Source organism: Plantibacter cousiniae (nom. nud.), from assembly GCF_977070315.1.
Genome location: NZ_CDRVEU010000006.1, coordinates 277,942 through 297,081, shown reverse-complemented (window position 1 = coordinate 297,081; position 19,140 = coordinate 277,942). Strand labels below are relative to the sequence as shown.

The following is a 19,140-nucleotide window of genomic DNA, read 5'->3' as shown; positions in this document are numbered from 1 at the left end:
ATCTACACGATTACCGGGAAACCCGAATCATGAGCCTCGCACCTCCCGCTCGCGAAGAATATGAAATCACGCTGGAGCCTTTCACTCAGGAAGACCTGGCCCGCGACCTGCCCCTGGCACAGCGCATCTGGCAACTGGGCTGGGTGCGCAAATGCGTCATCATGGTCGCCCTGGCGGTGATCTGGGAACTGGCTGCACGTCTGCAGAACAACGACCTGCTGTTGCCGAGCTTTCTGCAAACGGCGTCCGCCTTTTATGACGGGCTGATCTCCGGCGAGCTTCCAGGCAAGGTGTGGATTTCCCTGACCGTACTGATTCAGGGCTACCTGATCGGCATCGTGCTGGCGTTCGCCCTGACCACCCTGGCAGTGTCCACCCAACTGGGCCGCGACCTGCTCGGCACGCTGACTGCGATGTTCAATCCGCTGCCGGCCATTGCCCTGTTGCCGCTGGCGCTGCTGTGGTTCGGGCTGGGCCAGAACAGCCTGATCTTCGTGCTGGTGCATTCGGTGCTGTGGGCGCTGGCGCTCAATACTTATGCGGGCTTTCTCGGTGTCTCGGAAACCCAGCGCATGGCCGGGCGCAACTATGGTCTCAAAGGCCTGCGCTTTGTCTGGCACATCCTGATTCCTGCTGCGCTGCCATCGATTCTCGCCGGTCTGAAAATCGGCTGGGCCTTTGCCTGGCGCACGCTGATCGCCGCCGAGCTGGTGTTTGGCGCGTCCTCCGGCAAGGGCGGTCTGGGCTGGTACATCTTCCAGAACCGTAACGAGCTGTATACCGACAAGGTCTTTGCCGGTCTGGCAGCGGTGATCCTCATCGGCCTGCTGGTCGAGAACCTGCTGTTCGCCAACATCGAGCGCCTGACCGTCAAGCGCTGGGGCATGCAGCGTTGAAACGCCGTCTTTTTTTGAATAATCAGGGTGGGAACCACATGAACACTGCATTTCAACGCCCGGCACGGACTGTGCTGGCGGCGACGCTTGGCTTGTTTGGCGCGCTGCTCAGTGGCGGCGCTCAGGCTGAAGGCAAGATCAGCATCGCTCAGCAATTCGGCATCGGCTACCTGATCCTCGACGTGGTGCGCGATCAGAAGCTGATCGAGAAACACGGCAAGGAGCAGGGTCTGGACATCAAGGTCGACTGGAACAGCATCTCCGGTGCCACGGCGATGAACGAAGCGCTGCTGGCCGGCGCGCTTGACGTGGTGTCGGCAGGCGTGCCGCCGATGCTGACCGTCTGGGACCGCACCAAGGGCAAGCAGAACGTCAAGGCGATTGCCTCGCTGGGTTCGATGCCCAATTACCTGCTGACCAACAACCCCAGCGTCAAGACCCTCAAGGACTTCACCGAAAAGGACCGCATTGCCGTACCGGCTGCGGGCGTGGGCTTCCAGTCGCGCACATTGCAGATCGAAACCGCCAAGCTGTTCGGTAACGACAACTACAAGAAATTCGACAACATCTCGGTCAGCCTCGCGCACCCGGACGCGACCTCCGCGCTGATTGCCGGTGGTTCGGAAATCAACTCGCACTTCTCCAGCCCGCCGTTCCAGTACCAGGAACTGGAGAACCCCAACGTGCATAAGGTGCTCAGTTCCTATGACGTGCTGGGCGGCCAGGCGACGTTCAACGTGCTCTATACCACCGAGAAATTCCACGACGAAAACCCCAAGACCTACAAGGCGTTCTACGACGCGCTGGCCGAAGCCGAGAAGATCATCAAAGCCGACAAGCCTGCTGCCGCGCAGACCTACATCCGCGTCGAGCAATCGAAGCTGCCGCTGCCACTGGTAGAGAAAATCGTCGCCGACCCGGAAATCGACTTCACCGTCACGCCGCAGCGCACCTTTATCTACGCCGAGAAACTGCATGAGCTGGGCGTGTTGAAAAACAAGGCGGCGAGCTGGAAGGACTACTTCTTCGAAGAAGCGCACGGCACCGAGGGCAGTTGATCGACGCGTTTTGAAGATGACGCGGAGCGTCATGAAGGGCATTCCCACGCGGAGCGTGAGGAACGATAGAAGATCTCCCGGGCGCCTATCGTTCCTCACGCTCCAGCGTGGGAATGCCGTTCTGGACGCTCTGCGTCATCTTCTGAACAAATCAGGTTACTTCCGCTCACGAAAAACCTGTCCTGCAGGACCTTTCTTTCAGTCTTTTCTCTTTCCTGCGTATGACCTTTCCTAGAAAATCCCGGGCCCTTGCGCCTGCCAAATCCGCACACTAGGCTGCGTCGGTCGCTGGTTTTTCAGCGATCGGGTTTAGCAGCCTGTCCAGAGACACGCAGCGCAATTACCGTTTTATGGCGGCTTTGCGTGGGGCACTTTCGAGTGCGCCGGGTCTGTGTTCTCTACCGGTCTGCTAACCCGCGTCAAAGTCGCCACCCTTGTTTGTTTAGCAGCAGGCATCTGATCAATATGGCCAAGGCCGAGCTGGAGCGCTCGCTGGAATGCGTCCAGAACCCCTGACATCCCTGATGCAACCTAGCAGTTCTACGAGTAGCCGCTGCGGTCCCTGCAATGCATTGTGTGCTTGAAGAGGCCTGTCTCGCTAATCAAGACCACTCCGGTTAATCGCCATGCGCCAGCAAACTACTCTGTGCCGTTACCGCTACGACGCGCTTGACCGGCTCGCGGCTCGCACGCCTGCGGCAGGGACCCTTGCCCGCTCGTACTATCAGTCCGACACCTTGGTCAGCGAGATTCAGGGTGCAGAACACGTTCGATTCCTGCATCACGGTCGTCAGTTGCTGGCCACGCAGTCAGCGCTCGCCACGCTGTTGATCTGCTCGGACCAACAGCACAGCGTGCTCCACACCGTATCGGCCAGCTTGTCTGACCCTATCGCTTACACCCCCTATGGGCATGGGCAAGCGTTGAACCAACTGCCAGGCTTCAACGGTGAGCGCCCCGACCCATTGACCGGTCATTATCTGCTGGGCAACGGCTATCGCGCCTATAACCCTGTTCTGATGCGCTTCAACAGTCCCGATAGCCTGAGTCCGTTTGGCAAGGGTGGAATAAATGCCTATGCGTATTGTGCGGGGGATCCGGTCAATCGATCTGATCCGACGGGGCATGGCTTTCTTGAGGATGTGGAAACTTCCCTCTACATCGGTGCTGCAATTCTGAGCGGCATTATTGGTTTGCTGGCGGTCCGTGCACCTATAAGAGCTGTACTAAAAGGTGTCAAAGTGAAGCCTCAGGCTGTCGCCAGCAATAACCTGGCTTTTCCCGTTCAGGAGACAAGAAGACCGGCGAATACAGCGGAAAAAATCTCGGCATTCACCGGAGTGTCTGCACTGGTTGCCACTTCGGCATGGGCCACTTCCTTCGTTCTGACAAAAACTGACCCTGAATCGCCAGCAATTCGCCCACTGAGGATTGCCGCTATCCTTATTGCTTACCCGACGGCTGGGCTGCGTGGCTGGTCAATTGCTCGTTCCATAATGGACAAGCGGGTCCAGAAAGCAGTGCCTGTGCTTCTTAATGGCCCTGCCATGAGAGGCTCAAGTAATGCGTCGAACATTCGTAATGCTTCGGTCATCCGAACGGACTTGTGATATTGGCTACCACTTGTCAGGCATCTTCCCCCCGATACTGACATTTCTGGCAATAGCCCCTCATCCCGAATCGGTTCAGGCTGAAGCCTTTACTCCATCATCAGGGGCCGATCACGGCTCTCCTCTGCCGATACACTTACGACCCGCCGGACCACGTTTCTTCGCTGACGCCACTCGCTCAAGCCGTCTCCCGGCGCTTCTACAACGCAAGCCCCAATGAACCCTCCCTCTCGCACACAGTCGCATACTCACGCTATTCTCTCGCCCTGATCACGTCCGCATCCGGCAGTTGCACAAGGAGTCTGCATGCCCGTTCGTATTTCAAGACTGGTTACGTTCGGTCTGGCTGCTGCATTGGCGGCGCTGGCCGGTTGTGGCGAGGAAAAACCGGCGGCGCCCGAACTGCCCAGGGTTTATGTGCAGACGGTAAAAAGTGCCGACTTCGCCGCCAGTGTCGCCCTGACCGGTGATGTTCAGGCGCGGGTGCAGACCCGGCTTTCATTCCGGGTCAATGGCAAGATCATTCAGCGTAATGTCGATGTGGGCGACCGGGTCACTGCCCGGCAGGTGCTGGCGCGGCTCGACCCCAAGGATCTGCAGGTCAATGTCGACTCGGCCGCTGCTGCTGTGGCCGCCGAGCAGGCCCGCGTGAATCAGGCCAGCGCTGCTTTCGTCCGACAACAAAAATTGTTGCCCAAGGGCTATACCAGCCGCAGCGAATATGACTCTGCACAGGCCGCCTTGCGCGGCAGTGAAAGTTCGTTGAAGGCGGCGCAGGCGCAATTGGCCAATGCCCGTGAACAACTGGGTTACACCGCTCTGGTCGCTGACGCACCCGGTGTGATCACCGCGCGTCAGGCTGAAGTCGGGCAAGTGGTGCAGGCCACCATGCCGATTTTCGATCTGGCGCGCGACGGTGATCGCGATGCGGTGTTCAACGTCTACGAGTCCCTGTTCGTCAAGCCGCCCACCGATCAGGCCGTGCAGGTCACGTTGCTCGATAACCCGACTATCAAGGTCAGCGGCAAAGTGCGTGAAGTGACCCCGGCGGTGTCGGCGCAAACCGGCACCTTGCAGGTCAAGATCGCGCTGGACCCGCTGCCTGAAGGCATGGACCTCGGCTCGGTGGTCAGCGTGGCACTGAGCGCACCGGCCAATGCCAGTGTCGAGTTGCCATGGGCGGCGCTGACCAAGGACCTCGGCGAGCAGTTGGGCAAGCCTGCCGTGTGGGTGGTGGACGAGCAGGGCAAGGTCAATCTGCGCAAGGTCACCGTCACCCGTTACCTGACCGCCAAAGTCATCATCGGCGACGGGCTCAAGAGTGGAGAGAAAGTCGTGGTGGCAGGCGGACAGTTGTTACACCCGGACATGCAGGTCGACATTGCCGAACAGCCCAAGCAGCAGAACGCACAGGTGCAGCCATGAAGCGTCTGTCATGCGTAACGCTGGGCAGCCTTTTGTTGAGCGGCTTACTATTGAGCGGTTGTGGCAAGGATGAAACACCTCCTGAACCGGTGCGTCCTGTCGTCTTCGTCGAAGCCCGACCTGAGTCCGTCCAGGATTTCGGGCGCTTTGCCGGCAATATTCAGGCGCGTTATCAGAGTGTGCTGGGCTTTCGGGTCGCGGGGCGCATCGCCCGGCGCGACGTCGACGTAGGCGCTGAAGTCAGGAAAGGCGATTTGCTCGCAACCCTCGATCCGACCGATCAACAGAATACAGTGCGTGCCCGGCAGGGCGACCTGGCCAATGTTCAGGCGCAGTACATCAACGCCCAGGCCAATGCTCGCCGCCAGCAGGAACTGTTCGATCGCGGCGTCGGTGCCCAGGCGCAACTGGACATCGCCCTGACCGATCTGAAGACCGCCAGCTCGTCGCAGGAACAGGCCAAAGCCGCGGCTCAACAGGCCCGCGACCAATTGAGTTACAGCGAGCTGCGCAGTGATCACGACGCAGTGGTCACCGAATGGAAAGTCGAAGCCGGGCAGGTGGTGACAGCCGGTCAGGAGGTCGTGACCCTGGCGCGGCCGGACATCAAGGAAGCGGTGATCGACCTCCCTGATACGCTGGCTGACCGATTGCCGTCCGACGTGGTATTCACCGTCGCCAGTCAGCTGAATCCGGAAGTGAACACCACCGCCACCCTTCGTGAAATCGAACCCCAGGCCGACCGCACGACGCGTACTCGTCGTGCGCGTCTGTCGCTGGCGCAAACGCCAGCGGCGTTCCGCCTGGGCACGGCCATCAGCGTGACGCTCAGTTCGACCATCACACCGCGCATGCGCCTGCCGATCAATGCCCTGCAGGAAGTCGATGGCAAACGCCAGATCTGGATCGTCGATTCGCAGAGCCAGACGGTTAACCCCAGAGCCGTCACTATTGCCAGCCGTGACAGCGACTCTTTCGTGCTGACCGATGGCGTCAAAGCGGGTGAAAAAGTGGTGAGCGCGGGCGTCAACAGCCTCAAGCCGGGCCAGAAAGTCAAAGTCGATGAGGAAAGCCCGCGATGAAAGGGAATTTCAATTTATCCGAGTGGGCCATCAAGCATCAGTCGTTCGTCTGGTACCTGATGTTCGTCGCGCTGTTGATGGGCGTGTTTTCCTACATGAAGCTTGGGCGCGAGGAAGACCCGTCCTTCACCATCAAGACCATGATTATCCAGACCCGCTGGCCGGGCGCGACGGTGGACGAGACCCTCGAGCAGGTCACCGACCGCATCGAGAAGAAGCTCGAAGAACTGGACTCGCTGGACTACGTGAAGAGCTACACACGACCGGGCGAGTCCACAGTCTTCGTGTACCTGCGTGACACCACCAGTGCCAAGGCGATACCGGAAATCTGGTATCAGGTGCGCAAGAAGGTCGATGACATCCGTGGCCAGTTCCCGCAGGGGCTGCAAGGCCCGTCGTTCAACGACGAGTTCGGCGATGTATACGGCTCGATCTATGCGTTTACCGCAGACGGTTTCTCGATGCGTCAGTTGCGGGACTACGTCGAGAAGGTTCGCGCCGACATCCGCGACGTGCCCGGCCTGGGCAAGGTCGAGATGATCGGTCAGCAGGACGAAGTGGTGTACCTGAACTTCTCGACACGCAAACTCGCAGCATTGGGCATCGACCAGAGCCAGGTGGTGCAAAGCCTGCAATCGCAGAACGCGGTGACGCCTGCCGGTGTTATCGAAGCCGGGCCGGAGCGGATCTCGGTACGCACCTCCGGGCAGTTCGCGTCCGAGAAGGATCTGGCTGCAGTCAATCTGCGCATCAATGACCGTTTTTACCGTCTGAGCGACATTGCTGACATCACCCGCGGCTACACCGATCCGCCCAAGCCGCTGTTCCGCTTCGATGGCAAACCGGCGATCGGCCTGGCCATCGCGATGCAGAAAGGCGGCAACATCCAGTCCTTCGGCAAGGCGCTGCACGAACGTATGGACGCTACCACAGCGGAGCTGCCAGTCGGCATTGGTGTGCACAAGGTCTCGGATCAGGCCGAGGTGGTGAACAAGGCTGTGGGCGGCTTCACCAGCGCGTTGTTCGAGGCGGTAATTATCGTGCTGTTGGTCAGCTTCGTCAGTCTTGGGTTTCGCGCAGGCCTGGTGGTTGCGTGTTCGATTCCGCTGGTACTGGCGATGGTGTTCGTGTTCATGGAATACAGCGGCATCACCATGCAACGGATTTCCCTCGGCGCGCTGATCATCGCCCTCGGCCTGCTGGTGGATGACGCCATGATTACCGTGGAAATGATGGTCACACGGCTGGAAATGGGCGAATCCAAGGAGCAGGCCGCGACGTACGCCTACACCTCGACAGCATTCCCGATGCTCACCGGTACGCTGGTGACTGTGGCTGGCTTTGTGCCGATCGGACTGAACAACAGCTCGGCGGGGGAATACACATTCACACTGTTTGCCGTGATTGCCGTAGCGATGCTGGTGTCGTGGGTGGTTGCCGTGCTGTTTGCGCCGGTGATCGGCGTGCACATTCTGAGCGCCAACATCAAGCCCAAATCCGAAGAGCCGGGCCGCATAGGCCGGGCATTCAACGGCAGCATGCTCTGGGCCATGCGTCATCGCTGGCTGGCGATTGCTATCACGATAGGGTTGTTCGCCGCGTCGCTGTTCTCCATGCAGTTCGTGCAGAACCAGTTCTTCCCGTCTTCGGACCGCCCGGAAATACTGGTCGACCTGAACCTGCCGCAGAACGCCTCGATCAACGAGACGCGCAAGGTGGTGGATCGTTTTGAAGCGAGCCTCAAGGACGATCCGGACATCGAGCGCTGGAGCACCTACATCGGCCAGGGCGCGTTGCGTTTCTACCTGCCGCTCGATCAGCAGCTGGAAAATCCGTTCTACGCCCAGCTGGTGATTGTCAGTAAAGGCCTGGAGGAGCGTGGCGCGTTGACTGCCCGTCTGCAAAAACGCCTGCGTGATGACTTCGTCGGCATCGGGTCCTATGTGCAGGCGCTGGAAATGGGCCCGCCGGTGGGTCGTCCGTTGCAGTATCGCGTCAGCGGCGAGAACATCGACAAGGTACGCCAGCACGCTATCGAACTGGCTACGCTGCTCGATCACAACCCGCATGTGGGCGAAGTGATCTACGACTGGAACGAGCCGGGCAAGGTCCTGCGCATCGACATCAACCAGGACAAGGCCCGGCAGTTGGGTCTGTCGTCGGAAGACGTCGCCAAGCTGATGAACAGCGTGGTCAGTGGTTCTACCGTGACCCAAGTGCGCGATGATATCTACCTGATCAACGTGATCGGGCGTGCTGAAGATGCCGAGCGCGGTACACCGGAAACCCTGCAGAACCTGCAGATCGTGACGCCGACCGGCACGTCGATCCCGCTGCTGGCGTTCGCCACGGTCGGTTACGAGCTGGAGCAGCCATTGGTCTGGCGCCGCGATCGCAAGCCGACCATCACGGTGAAAGGCGCCGTCCGCGATGCAATTCAGCCGACTGATCTGGTCAAACAACTGCAACCGGAAATCGACAAGTTTGCCGCAGGTCTGCCGGTCGGCTACAAGGTTGCAACCGGCGGTACGGTCGAAGAAAGCAGCAAGGCGCAGGGGCCGATTGCCAGCGTTGCGCCGCTGATGCTGTTCCTCATGGCGACGTTCCTGATGATTCAGCTGCACAGCATTCAGAAGATGTTTCTGGTGGCCAGTGTCGCGCCTCTGGGGCTAATTGGTGTGGTGCTGGCGCTGATCCCGACGGGGACGCCACTGGGGTTCGTGGCGATTCTCGGGGTGCTGGCGCTGATCGGCATCATCATCCGCAACTCGGTGATTCTGGTGACCCAGATCGATGCCTATGAGCGCAGTGGGTATCTGCCTTGGGACGCTGTGGTCGAAGCCACCGAGCATCGCCGTCGTCCGATCCTGTTGACGGCGGCAGCGGCCAGCCTGGGCATGATTCCAATCGCCCGTGAGGTGTTCTGGGGGCCGATGGCCTACGCCATGATCGGCGGCATCATCATCGCCACGCTGCTGACCTTGCTGTTCCTGCCAGCGTTGTACGTGGCCTGGTATCGCATCAAGGAACCGACCGATGAACAGCGTCGCGAAGCGGCTGACAAGGATGACGGCGAGCACGCGCAGCCAGCGCATTGAGGTCGGCGTGCCCTGCCGCCTGTGACGCGGGGCAGGGCTGCCGACCCGGCAATCAGTCGGTCTCGTCTGCGTCTTTGACGTCGATCGTGGACAGGCTGAGGTTGGCGAACCGTACCGGGCCGTACGGTGAAGCCAGCCTTGAGTTTGAGAGCGAGAAGCGGAACGTGTTCGAAGGCGCCGACAGATTCACGAAGCATTTTTCAAGCGCTTCTCCGAACGTAATGTCGCCTGAAAAATGTTCCCACTCTTCAGTGGCGAGGCCAATGACCGGTGTCAGATTCAGCGCGCCCTCTTTGTTGTAACCTCCCACGGCTATAACAAAGAGCGCCTCGTCTAATTTCAGGTCTGCGCTATGCACATCGAACTCGATATGCAGGGTAGAGTCAGGCAGCGCATTGATAAATTGGCTTACGGTCACTCCAGTCGCATCCAGTTTGATGCTCTGCCCATCCCCTGCGGGCCAAGGCTTGAAGTCAGGATCAAAGCCCTCCGGTGCTGCCCAGTACTTGAGATCGTCGCTGAAGTTGCCGTTTTTCACGAATTCGGTCGCCATGATCAGTTCCTTTGATCGGTTCAAATAGATTCCATTGCCAGCCGCCTGCGTAGGCGGATGGGAGTCCATCCTAAGGCGCGTGAGTATTTGCCGATACTGTCAGAAGTAACAGCACGCGGAACTGCACAGCGCCGGACATCACTGACGCCGCCAGACACTCGCCAGCCACGGCTGCTGCTCTCTCGGCAATCCGGCGGGGCGGTAGTAATGCTCCAGTTCGATAAAGCCGGCTTCGGTCAGCAATGTGCGCCATGATTCCAGGTCGTGATAAGCGCCGTAACGCTCGCCGTTCCAGCCTTCCTGATTCTCACCACGGGGGTTGGAGCTGAACAGCACGCCGCCCGGCTTGAGCGCGTCATGCAACTGACGCAGGACGCGCGGCAGCTCCTGTTTGGGGATGTGAAACAGCACCGCGTTGGCGAAAACGCCATCGAAGCGGCCGTGCGGCAGGTCGAGTTCGAGGAAGTTTTGTTGCAGCACTTCGCATCCGGTCTCGGCACGGGCCATCTCGGCGAAACGTTCGGACCCGTCGAGCCCGACCGCCACATGGCCCATCGCGGTAAACGTTTTCAGGTCGCGGCCCGGCCCGCAGCCGAAATCGAGAATCTGCCAGGGTGCCGGTCCTTCGATATGCCGCAGCAGGGCGTCGATGTTCTGGCTGACGTCGTGGTCGCGGGTGCCTTCGCGAAAGTCGTCGGCCACGCGGTTGTAATTGTCGAGGGTCGCGGAGGTGATCTGCGCAAGGGTCTGTGGATCGAGTTTCATCAAGGGCGGTCCGGTAAAGGAAGACCGCCAATATACCCTCGCTGCGTTGCGGCTGCTCAGCGCCTGTCGAAGCTGCGTGCCAGCCGGTCCCCGCCCAGCTGCACCAGCGCGACGACCGCTACCAGCAAGACAATCACTGTCAACATCACCTGCGTGTCGAAGCGCTGATAGCCATAGCGATAGGCAATATCGCCCAGCCCGCCTGCGCCGATGGCACCGGCCATGGCCGATGAGTTGATCATGGTCACCAGCGTGATCGTAAAGCCGCCGACGATACCGGGACGCGCCTCCGGCAGCAGCACATGCCAGATGATATGCCAGCGCCGACAGCCCATCGCTTGCGCGGCCTCGACCAGACCATGATCGACCTCCCGCAGGCTCACTTCAGCGACCCGCGCAAAGAATGGCGTGGCGGCAATGGTCAGCGGCACGACGGCTGCCCATACGCCATAGGTGGTGCCGACGATCATCCGCGTGAACGGAATCAGCGCGACCATCAGGATCAGAAACGGAATCGAACGAAACAGGTTCACGAAGCCACCCAGCACCCGGTTGATCCCCGGTGCTTCGTAGATGCCGCCTTTGGAACTGGTGACCAGAATCACTGCCAGCGGAATGCCCAGCAGCAGTGCGATCAATGACGACACACCGACCATCAGAAACGTGTCGAGGGTGCCTTGCAGCAAGCGATCAACCCACATAACCCAGTACCTCCGCGCGTGGCGCCAGTGTGCGGGCGCGCGCCAGCAGTTCTTCCCGGCTGTGTGGCGAGCCGGCAACCGACAGAATGAGATGCCCGATGGGCCGCTCCTGAATCCGCTCGACGCCGCCCTGCAGCAATTGCACCTTGCCGCCCAGCGCGGCAAACAGCGCGGCCAGATCCGGCCCTTCGTCACTGACACCGGTGAAATACACGTCCAGCAGCAGGGCCGCATCGGATCGTTGCGGCTGATCGCTCAGGCGCTCTGCCCACTCTTTCGGCAGCCCGGTTTGCAGCGGAGCCAGCAAGGTTTTGCTGACGTCGTGCTGCGGGTCGCCAAACACCTGCCATACCGGCCCCTGCTCGACGACTCGCCCCTGTTCCAGCACCACCACGCGTTGGCAGATATCACGGATAACCGCCATTTCATGGGTGATCAGCACGATGGTCAGGCCCAGGCGCTGGTTGATCTCGCGCAGCAGGCCGAGGATCGACTGGGTGGTTTCCGGGTCCAGCGCCGAAGTGGCTTCGTCGCACAACAGAATCGCCGGGTCGTGTACCAGCGCGCGGGCGATGCCGACACGCTGTTTCTGCCCGCCGGACAGTTGCGCGGGGTACGCCTTGTGCTTGTCCTGTAAACCCACCAGTTCCAGCAACTGCGCGACCTTGCGCGCGCGTTGCTCCTTGGGCACACCGGCAACCTTGAGCGGCAGTTCGACGTTCTGCCAGACGGTCTTGGCCGACATCAGGTTGAAGTGCTGGAAGATCATGCCGATGCGTCGGCGTAGCTCCACCAGCTTGTCTTCGTCGAACTCGCCGATGTCCACCTGATCGATCAATACGCGACCGCTGCTCGGTTGTTCCAGGCGATTGATGGTGCGGATCAATGAGGATTTGCCTGCGCCGCTGCGGCCGATAATGCCGAAGATCTCGCCGCGCTGGACGGCCAGATCGATATTGCCCAGCGCCTCCACCGTGCCTTGCTTGCCGTGATAGGTCTTGCCCAGGTTGATGAAGCGCACATGCGCGCGATTCAGCTCCGGGTGCAGCTCGGCCTGTTGCGCCCGTTGACCTGCGCCCGCAGTGTCGAGTGGCCGTTGGCGTTGCGCGGTCGCAGTCATTCTTTCCACCCGGCCTGATAAAGCTTGCCGTTGACCTTGTCCAGCGACGCGCGGACGACCGGCGAGTGTTGGTAAATGTCGACGAATTTCGCCAGCCGCGGGTCATCCTTGTGATCAGGTTTGATCACGAACTGAATCACGTATTCCGGGTGGTCCAGGCCGTCGAACAGGATCGCCGAGTCAGCGGGAAAGGTCTTGGCCAGACGGATGTAGGCGGGGTAGCCCTGCACCAGATCGGCATCGTCGTAGGCTCGCACCAGTTGCACGGCTTCGACCTGTATGAGCTTGAGTTTTTTCGGGTTGGCCGTGATGTCTTCTTCGGTGGCCTTGTAACCAACACCTTCCTTGAGCGTGATCAGCCCGGCCTTGGCCAGCAGTTGCAGGCCGCGTCCGCTGTTGATCGGGTCATTGGCGATGGCCACGGTGGCGCCGGTCGGCAGCTCATCGAAGCTTTTGTACTTTTTCGAGTACAGACCTACGTTGTTGATGATTCCCGGTGCGTAAGGCACCAAACCGAAGCCAGCGGCTTCGTTGGCATTGGTCAGGAACGGGATGTGCTGAAAGTAGTTCACGTCGATATCGCCGGCAGCGAGGCTGACGTTGGGCGCGATCCAGTCGGTGAACTCGACCAGCTCGACCTTCAGGCCCTGCTTGCCAGCCTCTTCGACAGCGGCTTCCAGCGGTATCGCGAAGGCTGCCGTGGTCCCGACTTTCAGGGGTTTATCGTCAGCGTAAGCGGTCAGGGTCAACAGGCCGAGGGCCAGTGCAGCGAGGGTTTTGCTCATGATGTGGTCCTTTTAAAAATCCCTAAGTCTCGTTCCCACGTCTTGCGCTTATCGATCCTGTGGGAGCGAGCTTGCTCGCGAATAGGCCAGTGCAGCCGCAGAAAACAGGGCGTCTGGGCAATCGCTTTCGCGAGCAAGCTCGCTCCCACCAAATCTGCGTACAACGCCAGACGCTTCAGCATGGGGCGCATGTCGTCATCAATACGCCGGTGTGCATCCCCGCAGCGCATCGGCCCTGTGGGAGCGAGCTTGCTCGCGAATAGGCCAGTGCAGCCACAGAGAGCAGGGCGTCTGGGCAATCGCTTTCGCGAGCAAGCTCGCTCCCACAAAAACTGTGTACAACGCCAAGCGCTTCAGCGTGGGTGCGCATGTCGTCATCAACTGCGCCGGTGTGCATCCCACTTAGCGCATAGGCCCTGTGGGAGCGAGCTTGCTCGCGAATAGGCCAGTGCAGCCGCAGAAAGCAGGGCGTCTGGCCAATCGCTTTCGCGAGCAAGCTCGCTCCCACAAAATCTGTGTACAACGCCAGGCGCTTCAGCGTGGGGGCGCATGTCGTCATCAACTGCGCCGGTGTGCCGCCCCCCCATGCCGTTGTGGTAAACGGTTGGTGCCTTCCGGAAACAGTTTTTTGCGCAGGCTGCCTTCTTCGTAAGCGGTCTTGTATGAGCCGCGGCGTTGCAGTTCCGGGATCACCAGGTCAATGAAGTCCTCGTAACTTTCCGGGGTGACGATGCGGGTCAGGTTGAAGCCGTCCAGGCCGGTTTCGTCGATCCATGACTCCAGTTCGTCGGCGACCTGTTCGGGCGAGCCGATCAAGGTGATGTAACGGCCGCCCAAGGCGTGCTGGTCGAGCAGTTTCTGGCGCGTCCAGTCGTTGTTTTTCAGGTTCCTGGTCGCCGATTGAATGGCGTTGTTTTTCACGTACTGAATGGGTTCGTCGAGTTCGTACTCAGAAAAATCGATGCCCGTGGACGCGGCGAAGTGCGCCACGCCGGCTTCGGCGCTGGCATGGCGGCGGTATTCGGCGTGCTTCTCCCTAGCCAGTGCTTCGGTGGCCGCGACGATCACGTTCAGGCCCATGAACACTTTGATGTCGTCCGGGTTGCGCCCGGCCTGCACGGCACTGGCGCGCACCTTGTCGACCTGCTCGCGGGTCGCTGCCTTGTTCTGCCCGCTGATGAAAACGCATTCGGCGTTCTTTCCGGCAAACTGCAGGCCGCGCTCCGAACTGCCGGCCTGAAACAGCACCGGCGTGCGTTGCGGCGACGGTTCGCAGAGGTGATAACCCTCGACCTGATAGAACTCGCCCTGGTGCCGGACCTTATGCACCTTGCCCGGCTGGGCGTAGACGCGCCGCTCGCGATCATTGATCACGGCATCGTCTTCCCAACTGCCTTCCCAGAGCTTGTACAGCACCTCCAGGTACTCGTCGGCCTGATCATAACGGCGGTCATGCTCGTTCTGCTCGCTGAGGCCCATGGCCCGCGCCGCGCTGTCGAGGTAGCCGGTGACGATGTTCCAGCCCACCCGGCCACGGCTCAGGTGATCCAGCGTCGACATGCGCCTGGCGAACAGATAGGGCGCGTCGTAGGTCAGGTTGGCGGTCAGGCCGAAGCCCAGGTGTTTCGTGACACCTGCCATCGCCGAGACCAGCAGCAGTGGGTCGTTGACCGGCAACTGGATCGCCTCCTTGAGGGTAACGTCCACCGAGTTCTGATACACGTCATACACGCCCACGATGTCGGCGATGAACAGGCCGTCGAACAACCCGCGTTCGAGCAGTTTCGCCAGGTCAGTCCAGTACTCCAGATTGTTGAATTGCGTCGAGGTGTCCCGTGGATGGGTCCACAGGCCATGGTTGATATGGCCGATGCAGTTCATGTTGAACGCGTTGAGGAGGATCTTTTTACGCGCCATCAGATCGTCCCCCGCAGGGGAGGATTAGTGTCGTTGAGGTAGTAATTGCCGATGGCGTGAAACTTCCAGCGTACCGGGTCGTGCAGCGTATGAACGCGCGCGTTGCGCCAGTGGCGATCCAGGCCATGTTCCGCCAGCGTGGATTGACTGCCCGCCAGTTCGAACAGCGTGCTGCCGGCTGCCAGGGAAATCTCCGTGCTGATGGCGCGCGCTTCGGCCACGGCTATCGAGGCAGCGGCGACGGTTTCGGCATTGCTGTCGGCCTGAGCGACATCGAGAAACTCTCCGGCGCGCTCGAGCAGTGCTTCGGCGGCGTGCAGGCGAATACCCAGCTTGCCGAAGCTGTGCAGCGTCAGCGGGTCATCCACGGCCTTTTCAATACCCGAATCGATCCATGGCCGGGTACGCGTCCGCACGAACGTCAGGGCGTCCTCGAAGGCTGCGCGGGCAATGCCGGTGTCGATCGCCGCATGGAGAATCTGCGCCAGTGGCCCGACCGTGGTGGGGCGCTGGAAGGCGCTCTGGAACGGCACCACATCGCGGGCGCTGACATACACATTGTCGAACACCACCGAGCCGCTGCCCGTGGTGCGCTGCCCGAAACCGCTCCAGTCGTCGATGACGCTGAGCCCCTCGCTGTCATGCGGCACGAACACCAGTTGCTGCACACCCTCGTCGTCAATCACCGAGGTGGGAATACGTTGCGCGTACAACGCGCCGGTGGCGTAGAACTTGCGGCCGTTGATGCGATAACCGTCCCCGTCGCGGCTCAGGCGAGTGGTGCGGTCATGTGCGGTTCTGGTCCCCAGTTCGGCCAGCGCATTGCCGAAGCGTACGCCCGCCAGTGCCTCGGCGTACAAGCGCGCCTGTTGTTCCGGACTGCCGTTCACGCGCAGCACTTCCAGGGCGTAAAAGTGGTTTTGCGGAATCTGGCCCAGCGAGCCATCGGCTTCGGAAATCAGCTGGATCACCTTGGCCAGCGTGACATTGGAAACACCCGCGCCGCCGAAGGCTTGCGGCACACTGATGCCCCACAGACCGGACTGGCTGAATAGGTCGAGTTCGGCATGCGGCAAACGGCGCTCGCGATCGCGTTGCGCGCTGTCGGTTTTCAATTGCAGGGCCAGTTCGCGGGCTGTGTGCAGGGCCTGAGCGTCACTGGTGATCAGCGCTGCGTTAACGCGCGCTTTTGGGTTGAAACTCATGAAGGGTGTTCTCCAGTGGTCTGGTTCAGATCCAGGAATGGCGAGCAGGCAGGGTGCCGTTCAAATGCCAGGTGCCGACCGCGTGGTATTTCCAGCGCACCGGGTCATGCAGGGTGTGGACGCGCGCGTTGCGCCAGTGGCGGTCGAGATTGAACTCGGCCAGGGTCGCGCGGCTGCCGGCCAGTTCGAACAGCTTCTCGCTGGCCAGTAGCGAGATCTCGGTGGTCAGGACTTTGGCCCGCGCCACTGCAATGGAGGCGCGGGCTGCCGATTGCTCATCGATAGGCGCAGCGCTGATTTCGTCAAGTTCCTGGCCCGCCTTGCGCAGCAGCGCTTCTGCGGCGTGCAGTTCGAGTTTCAGCTTGCCGATGTCGGCGATCACATAGAGGTCATCGCTGGCGCGCTCGACGTTGGCGTCGATCCACGGACGGGATTTCTCGCGTACAAAAGCTATCGCATCGTCGATGGCCCCGCGCGCTATGCCCGCATCGATTGCGGCCTGGATCAGTTGCGAAACGGCACCCTGAATGTTCGGCGTCAGGGACAGGCGCCAGTTATCGACCACCAGCCCGGCGTCCACCGGCACGTTGTCGAGCTGCACCGTGCCGCTGGCGGTGGTGCGCTGGCCAAAGCCCGACCAGTCATCAACGATGCGCAGGCCTGGTGTGCCGCGCTGGACGAAGGCCATGATCTGCCGTCCCTGGTCATCCAGCGCCTTGACGGCAACCCAATGCGCGAACAACGCGCCGGTGGAGTAGAACTTCTGTCCGGTGATGGCCAGGCGGTCGCCATTGGCGGTGATCCGTGCCTTGAGTTCCAGTGTGTTTTTGGTGCCGCGCTCGGGCCCGGCGTTGCCGATGCGCCAACCGTCCAGCACGCTCTGGAACAGTGTTTTCTTCTGTTGCTCGGTGGCGCTGCCCTGCAGCAGGTGCAGAATGCCGAACTGGTTTTGCGGAATTTGTCCCAGTGCCGGGTCGGCAGCAGAAATGATCCGGAAGACTTCAGCCACCGTGACGAACGATACTTGCGGGCCGCCGTATGCGCGCGGGATGGAAATACTGCCCAGTCCGCTGCGGGTGAACTGTTCGATTTCAGCCCATGGCAAGGCACGTTGTCTGTCACGATTGGCAGCATTGATCTGTGCGGCTGCGGCCAGTTCATGGGCTGCTGCAATGGCTTGCGCGTCGTTTTGCAACACGGTGGCCTTCAGCAGGCGGGGAGCAGCGTCAGGCTCTTGTGAAGCCTCGACGCGTTGGGTCGCTACCGTCGCCGGATCAGACTCGCGTCGCTCACCGTCAATCGATACGACCCTGGGTTTATCCACAGGGGTAGTTGTGAAAGGGACCATCGGAACCTCGTAGCAGTAGGCCGCATCAGGTGCGGCTGGAAAACATCACGATGTCCGGTGGTCCGGTGCATATACCCTAAGCGTGTATAAAAGTTTTTAAAACGTGCATTTTGGAATAAGCATAGACAGTTATTGTCAGTCGCCAATGCCGCTTCATATCCTCACCTCGCGTAACGCACGATGTTAGACGTGTGCGCAGAGCCAAGTACGGATGAAACATGGCGTATGCCGGAGCGACGTTGAACTTTCTTACACGCGTGGCCAATGTTTAATACAGGTAATGAGCGTGAATAAATAACGTTTCGTTTTTAGAATGGTCCGTACGGTGCTGTTCATTGAACAGTATTGTCGAGTGACGCGGTTTGTCCGACTTGCCGTCGTCAGGCATTCAATGCCCCAGCGGTTGGATCCTTATTATTCGGGGTGGTGCCCAGAGCGAGTTGTTGCCCACCCGGTCGATAACACAGTAACTCACTTCCAGCCGTTGTTCGTCTCCGCCTTCGCGTATCAACTCAGGCGGTACGACCAGGTCGACCGGCTCACCGATATCGTCGGCAGTGAGCGGCGGCAGGTCCATGCGCAGATCGCCCCAGCGCACGGTGATCTCGTCGTGAACAGCCATGTTCAGATAAGGCTCGATGGTCATCGGCAAGCCGCCTTCCAGGTGCCTGCGCGAGAGTCCGTGGCGTATGACCGATGGCGCAACATAGAGTGGCGCCAGCCCCTGGTTTTCTTCCGTGTTGGCGCTGACCAGCCGCCCTCCCGGTGCGTTCAGCTTGACCCATAGCTTGCGGCAGGGCGAGGTCACAGGCACTCCGCCTATCTTCATGACCCGGTAGTAGGTTCTCGCCTTGCCATTCTGCAGAAAGCTTTCCGGCACACGTAGGACGACAGGCTTGCCGACGTCGGATGCCTTCAAAATTGTTGACGCGACGTAACAGCCGTCCCAGAACAGTTCGATCAGATCGCCCTCTTCCATGCTGCCATAGGGTTCAACATGAACAACGAGTTGAGAGGCGTTCCTCACGCCTATGCCATGTCGGCTGGCCAGCGGAACAGAAGGGATAGGCAAGCCCAGGGGGCTGGCGTTGCAAGTGTTTTGACGCATGTCGGGGTACTCCAGATAATCAATGGTTCAAGTAAAGAATCGTCATAAGTTGTCATGTTCAAGTAATGAAGTGTGCGTTTCAGGCAGGGGGATAATTACCTTAAATATCCAAGTTATGGCAAACATTACAAACGGTATGAAAAGTGTGCTTGAAACTTTGCTGCCTCACTGAAATGCGTGAAGTAGGTGAGCTAATGGGCTTTGCGGGAACTTGTCAATGTGCGAAGTGCATTTAAGGACTGTTTACTTGAAAACCGGATACTTCCTACGCTGTGTGTTTGGAACCGTTGACTCCTCACGAAACAACCGTCCTACCACAAAGTATCAATGGCAACAGGCCGTAACCGACAGCAGAGTGTCCGGAAGGGAAAGTCTGGCAACACGGACGCGCAGTGGCGCGCCCGGCTACGAATCAAAGAGCAGGAAGGACGTGGGCTAATTTTATTATTTCGATGATTTTTCGGGAAAT

15 protein-coding genes are annotated in these 19,140 nt (G+C 60.0%); 6 read left to right on the top strand and 9 right to left on the bottom strand.

The annotated features are described in order from the left end of the window. Positions 1 to 29: 29 nt before the first annotated feature. From ACW55A_RS14335 to ACW55A_RS14310, 6 genes are all read left to right on the top strand, one after another. Positions 30 to 896 (top strand): ABC transporter permease, encoded by an 867-nt coding sequence (locus tag ACW55A_RS14335; RefSeq protein WP_455808303.1) that lies wholly within the window; start codon positions 30 to 32, stop codon positions 894 to 896. A gap of 38 nt (positions 897 to 934) precedes the next feature. Continuing rightward, complete coding sequence (locus tag ACW55A_RS14330; protein WP_498811361.1) at positions 935 to 1,954, top strand: ABC transporter substrate-binding protein; 1,020 nt, start codon at positions 935 to 937, stop codon at positions 1,952 to 1,954. A 626-nt stretch (positions 1,955 to 2,580) separates the two neighbouring features. Further along, entirely contained in the window at positions 2,581 to 3,564 is a 984-nt protein-coding gene (locus ACW55A_RS14325) for an RHS repeat-associated core domain-containing protein (RefSeq protein ID WP_498811360.1), read from the top strand. 306 nt (positions 3,565 to 3,870) lie between these two features. Beyond that, positions 3,871 to 4,989, top strand: a complete 1,119-nt coding sequence (locus ACW55A_RS14320; RefSeq protein WP_003432315.1) for an efflux RND transporter periplasmic adaptor subunit — start codon at positions 3,871 to 3,873, stop codon at positions 4,987 to 4,989. Further along, the gene (locus tag ACW55A_RS14315) at positions 4,986 to 6,071 is read left to right on the top strand and encodes an efflux RND transporter periplasmic adaptor subunit (RefSeq protein WP_455808296.1); all 1,086 of its coding nucleotides are present in this window, start codon (positions 4,986 to 4,988) and stop codon (positions 6,069 to 6,071) included. The genes ACW55A_RS14320 and ACW55A_RS14315 overlap by 4 nt, the downstream gene beginning before the upstream one ends. Then, positions 6,068 to 9,169 (top strand): efflux RND transporter permease subunit, encoded by a 3,102-nt coding sequence (locus ACW55A_RS14310; protein ID WP_455808295.1) that lies wholly within the window; start codon positions 6,068 to 6,070, stop codon positions 9,167 to 9,169. The genes ACW55A_RS14315 and ACW55A_RS14310 overlap by 4 nt, the downstream gene beginning before the upstream one ends. Before the next feature lie 52 nt (positions 9,170 to 9,221). On the opposite strand, the gene ACW55A_RS14305 is transcribed toward ACW55A_RS14310, so the two are convergent. The 9 genes from ACW55A_RS14305 to ACW55A_RS14265 form a co-directional block, all read right to left on the bottom strand. Beyond that, entirely contained in the window at positions 9,222 to 9,722 is a 501-nt protein-coding gene (locus ACW55A_RS14305) for a hypothetical protein (RefSeq protein ID WP_054081244.1), read from the bottom strand. A gap of 138 nt (positions 9,723 to 9,860) precedes the next feature. Next, positions 9,861 to 10,487: a class I SAM-dependent methyltransferase gene (locus tag ACW55A_RS14300; protein ID WP_003365905.1), complete on the bottom strand. Its 627-nt coding sequence runs from the start codon at positions 10,485 to 10,487 to the stop codon at positions 9,861 to 9,863. A 56-nt stretch (positions 10,488 to 10,543) separates the two neighbouring features. Beyond that, positions 10,544 to 11,188, bottom strand: a complete 645-nt coding sequence (locus ACW55A_RS14295; RefSeq protein ID WP_044308745.1) for a methionine ABC transporter permease — start codon at positions 11,186 to 11,188, stop codon at positions 10,544 to 10,546. Beyond that, positions 11,178 to 12,308, bottom strand: coding sequence for a methionine ABC transporter ATP-binding protein (locus ACW55A_RS14290; protein WP_498811359.1), 1,131 nt, complete (start codon positions 12,306 to 12,308; stop codon positions 11,178 to 11,180). The genes ACW55A_RS14295 and ACW55A_RS14290 overlap by 11 nt, the downstream gene beginning before the upstream one ends. Continuing rightward, positions 12,305 to 13,093, bottom strand: a complete 789-nt coding sequence (locus ACW55A_RS14285; RefSeq protein WP_003432321.1) for a MetQ/NlpA family ABC transporter substrate-binding protein — start codon at positions 13,091 to 13,093, stop codon at positions 12,305 to 12,307. The genes ACW55A_RS14290 and ACW55A_RS14285 overlap by 4 nt, the downstream gene beginning before the upstream one ends. 558 nt (positions 13,094 to 13,651) lie before the next feature. Continuing rightward, positions 13,652 to 15,010, bottom strand: a complete 1,359-nt coding sequence (locus tag ACW55A_RS14280) for an LLM class flavin-dependent oxidoreductase (protein ID WP_455808292.1) — start codon at positions 15,008 to 15,010, stop codon at positions 13,652 to 13,654. After that, positions 15,010 to 16,215, bottom strand: coding sequence for an SfnB family sulfur acquisition oxidoreductase (locus ACW55A_RS14275; RefSeq protein ID WP_003365915.1), 1,206 nt, complete (start codon positions 16,213 to 16,215; stop codon positions 15,010 to 15,012). The genes ACW55A_RS14280 and ACW55A_RS14275 overlap by 1 nt, the downstream gene beginning before the upstream one ends. 25 nt (positions 16,216 to 16,240) lie before the next feature. Next, positions 16,241 to 17,563, bottom strand: a complete 1,323-nt coding sequence (locus ACW55A_RS14270) for an SfnB family sulfur acquisition oxidoreductase (protein WP_455808291.1) — start codon at positions 17,561 to 17,563, stop codon at positions 16,241 to 16,243. A 388-nt stretch (positions 17,564 to 17,951) separates the two neighbouring features. Then, positions 17,952 to 18,671, bottom strand: a complete 720-nt coding sequence (locus ACW55A_RS14265) for a hypothetical protein (RefSeq protein WP_024661618.1) — start codon at positions 18,669 to 18,671, stop codon at positions 17,952 to 17,954. Positions 18,672 to 19,140: the final 469 nt, after the last annotated feature.

Bases quoted from the DNA above. Each gene is read 5' to 3' on its own strand.
- ACW55A_RS14325 (WP_498811360.1), top strand. From the start codon at position 2,581: ATGCGCCAGCAAACTACTCTGTGCCGTTACCGCTACGACGCGCTTGAC.
- ACW55A_RS14290 (WP_498811359.1), bottom strand. From the start codon at position 12,308: ATGACTGCGACCGCGCAACGCCAACGGCCACTCGACACTGCGGGCGCA.
- ACW55A_RS14310 (WP_455808295.1), top strand. From the start codon at position 6,068: ATGAAAGGGAATTTCAATTTATCCGAGTGGGCCATCAAGCATCAGTCG.
- ACW55A_RS14265 (WP_024661618.1), bottom strand. From the start codon at position 18,671: ATGCGTCAAAACACTTGCAACGCCAGCCCCCTGGGCTTGCCTATCCCT.
- ACW55A_RS14285 (WP_003432321.1), bottom strand. From the start codon at position 13,093: ATGAGCAAAACCCTCGCTGCACTGGCCCTCGGCCTGTTGACCCTGACC.
- ACW55A_RS14275 (WP_003365915.1), bottom strand. From the start codon at position 16,215: ATGAGTTTCAACCCAAAAGCGCGCGTTAACGCAGCGCTGATCACCAGT.
- ACW55A_RS14295 (WP_044308745.1), bottom strand. From the start codon at position 11,188: ATGTGGGTTGATCGCTTGCTGCAAGGCACCCTCGACACGTTTCTGATG.
- ACW55A_RS14320 (WP_003432315.1), top strand. From the start codon at position 3,871: ATGCCCGTTCGTATTTCAAGACTGGTTACGTTCGGTCTGGCTGCTGCA.
- ACW55A_RS14315 (WP_455808296.1), top strand. From the start codon at position 4,986: ATGAAGCGTCTGTCATGCGTAACGCTGGGCAGCCTTTTGTTGAGCGGC.
- ACW55A_RS14305 (WP_054081244.1), bottom strand. From the start codon at position 9,722: ATGGCGACCGAATTCGTGAAAAACGGCAACTTCAGCGACGATCTCAAG.
- ACW55A_RS14270 (WP_455808291.1), bottom strand. From the start codon at position 17,563: ATGGTCCCTTTCACAACTACCCCTGTGGATAAACCCAGGGTCGTATCG.
- ACW55A_RS14330 (WP_498811361.1), top strand. From the start codon at position 935: ATGAACACTGCATTTCAACGCCCGGCACGGACTGTGCTGGCGGCGACG.
- ACW55A_RS14280 (WP_455808292.1), bottom strand. From the start codon at position 15,010: ATGGCGCGTAAAAAGATCCTCCTCAACGCGTTCAACATGAACTGCATC.
- ACW55A_RS14335 (WP_455808303.1), top strand. From the start codon at position 30: ATGAGCCTCGCACCTCCCGCTCGCGAAGAATATGAAATCACGCTGGAG.
- ACW55A_RS14300 (WP_003365905.1), bottom strand. From the start codon at position 10,487: ATGAAACTCGATCCACAGACCCTTGCGCAGATCACCTCCGCGACCCTC.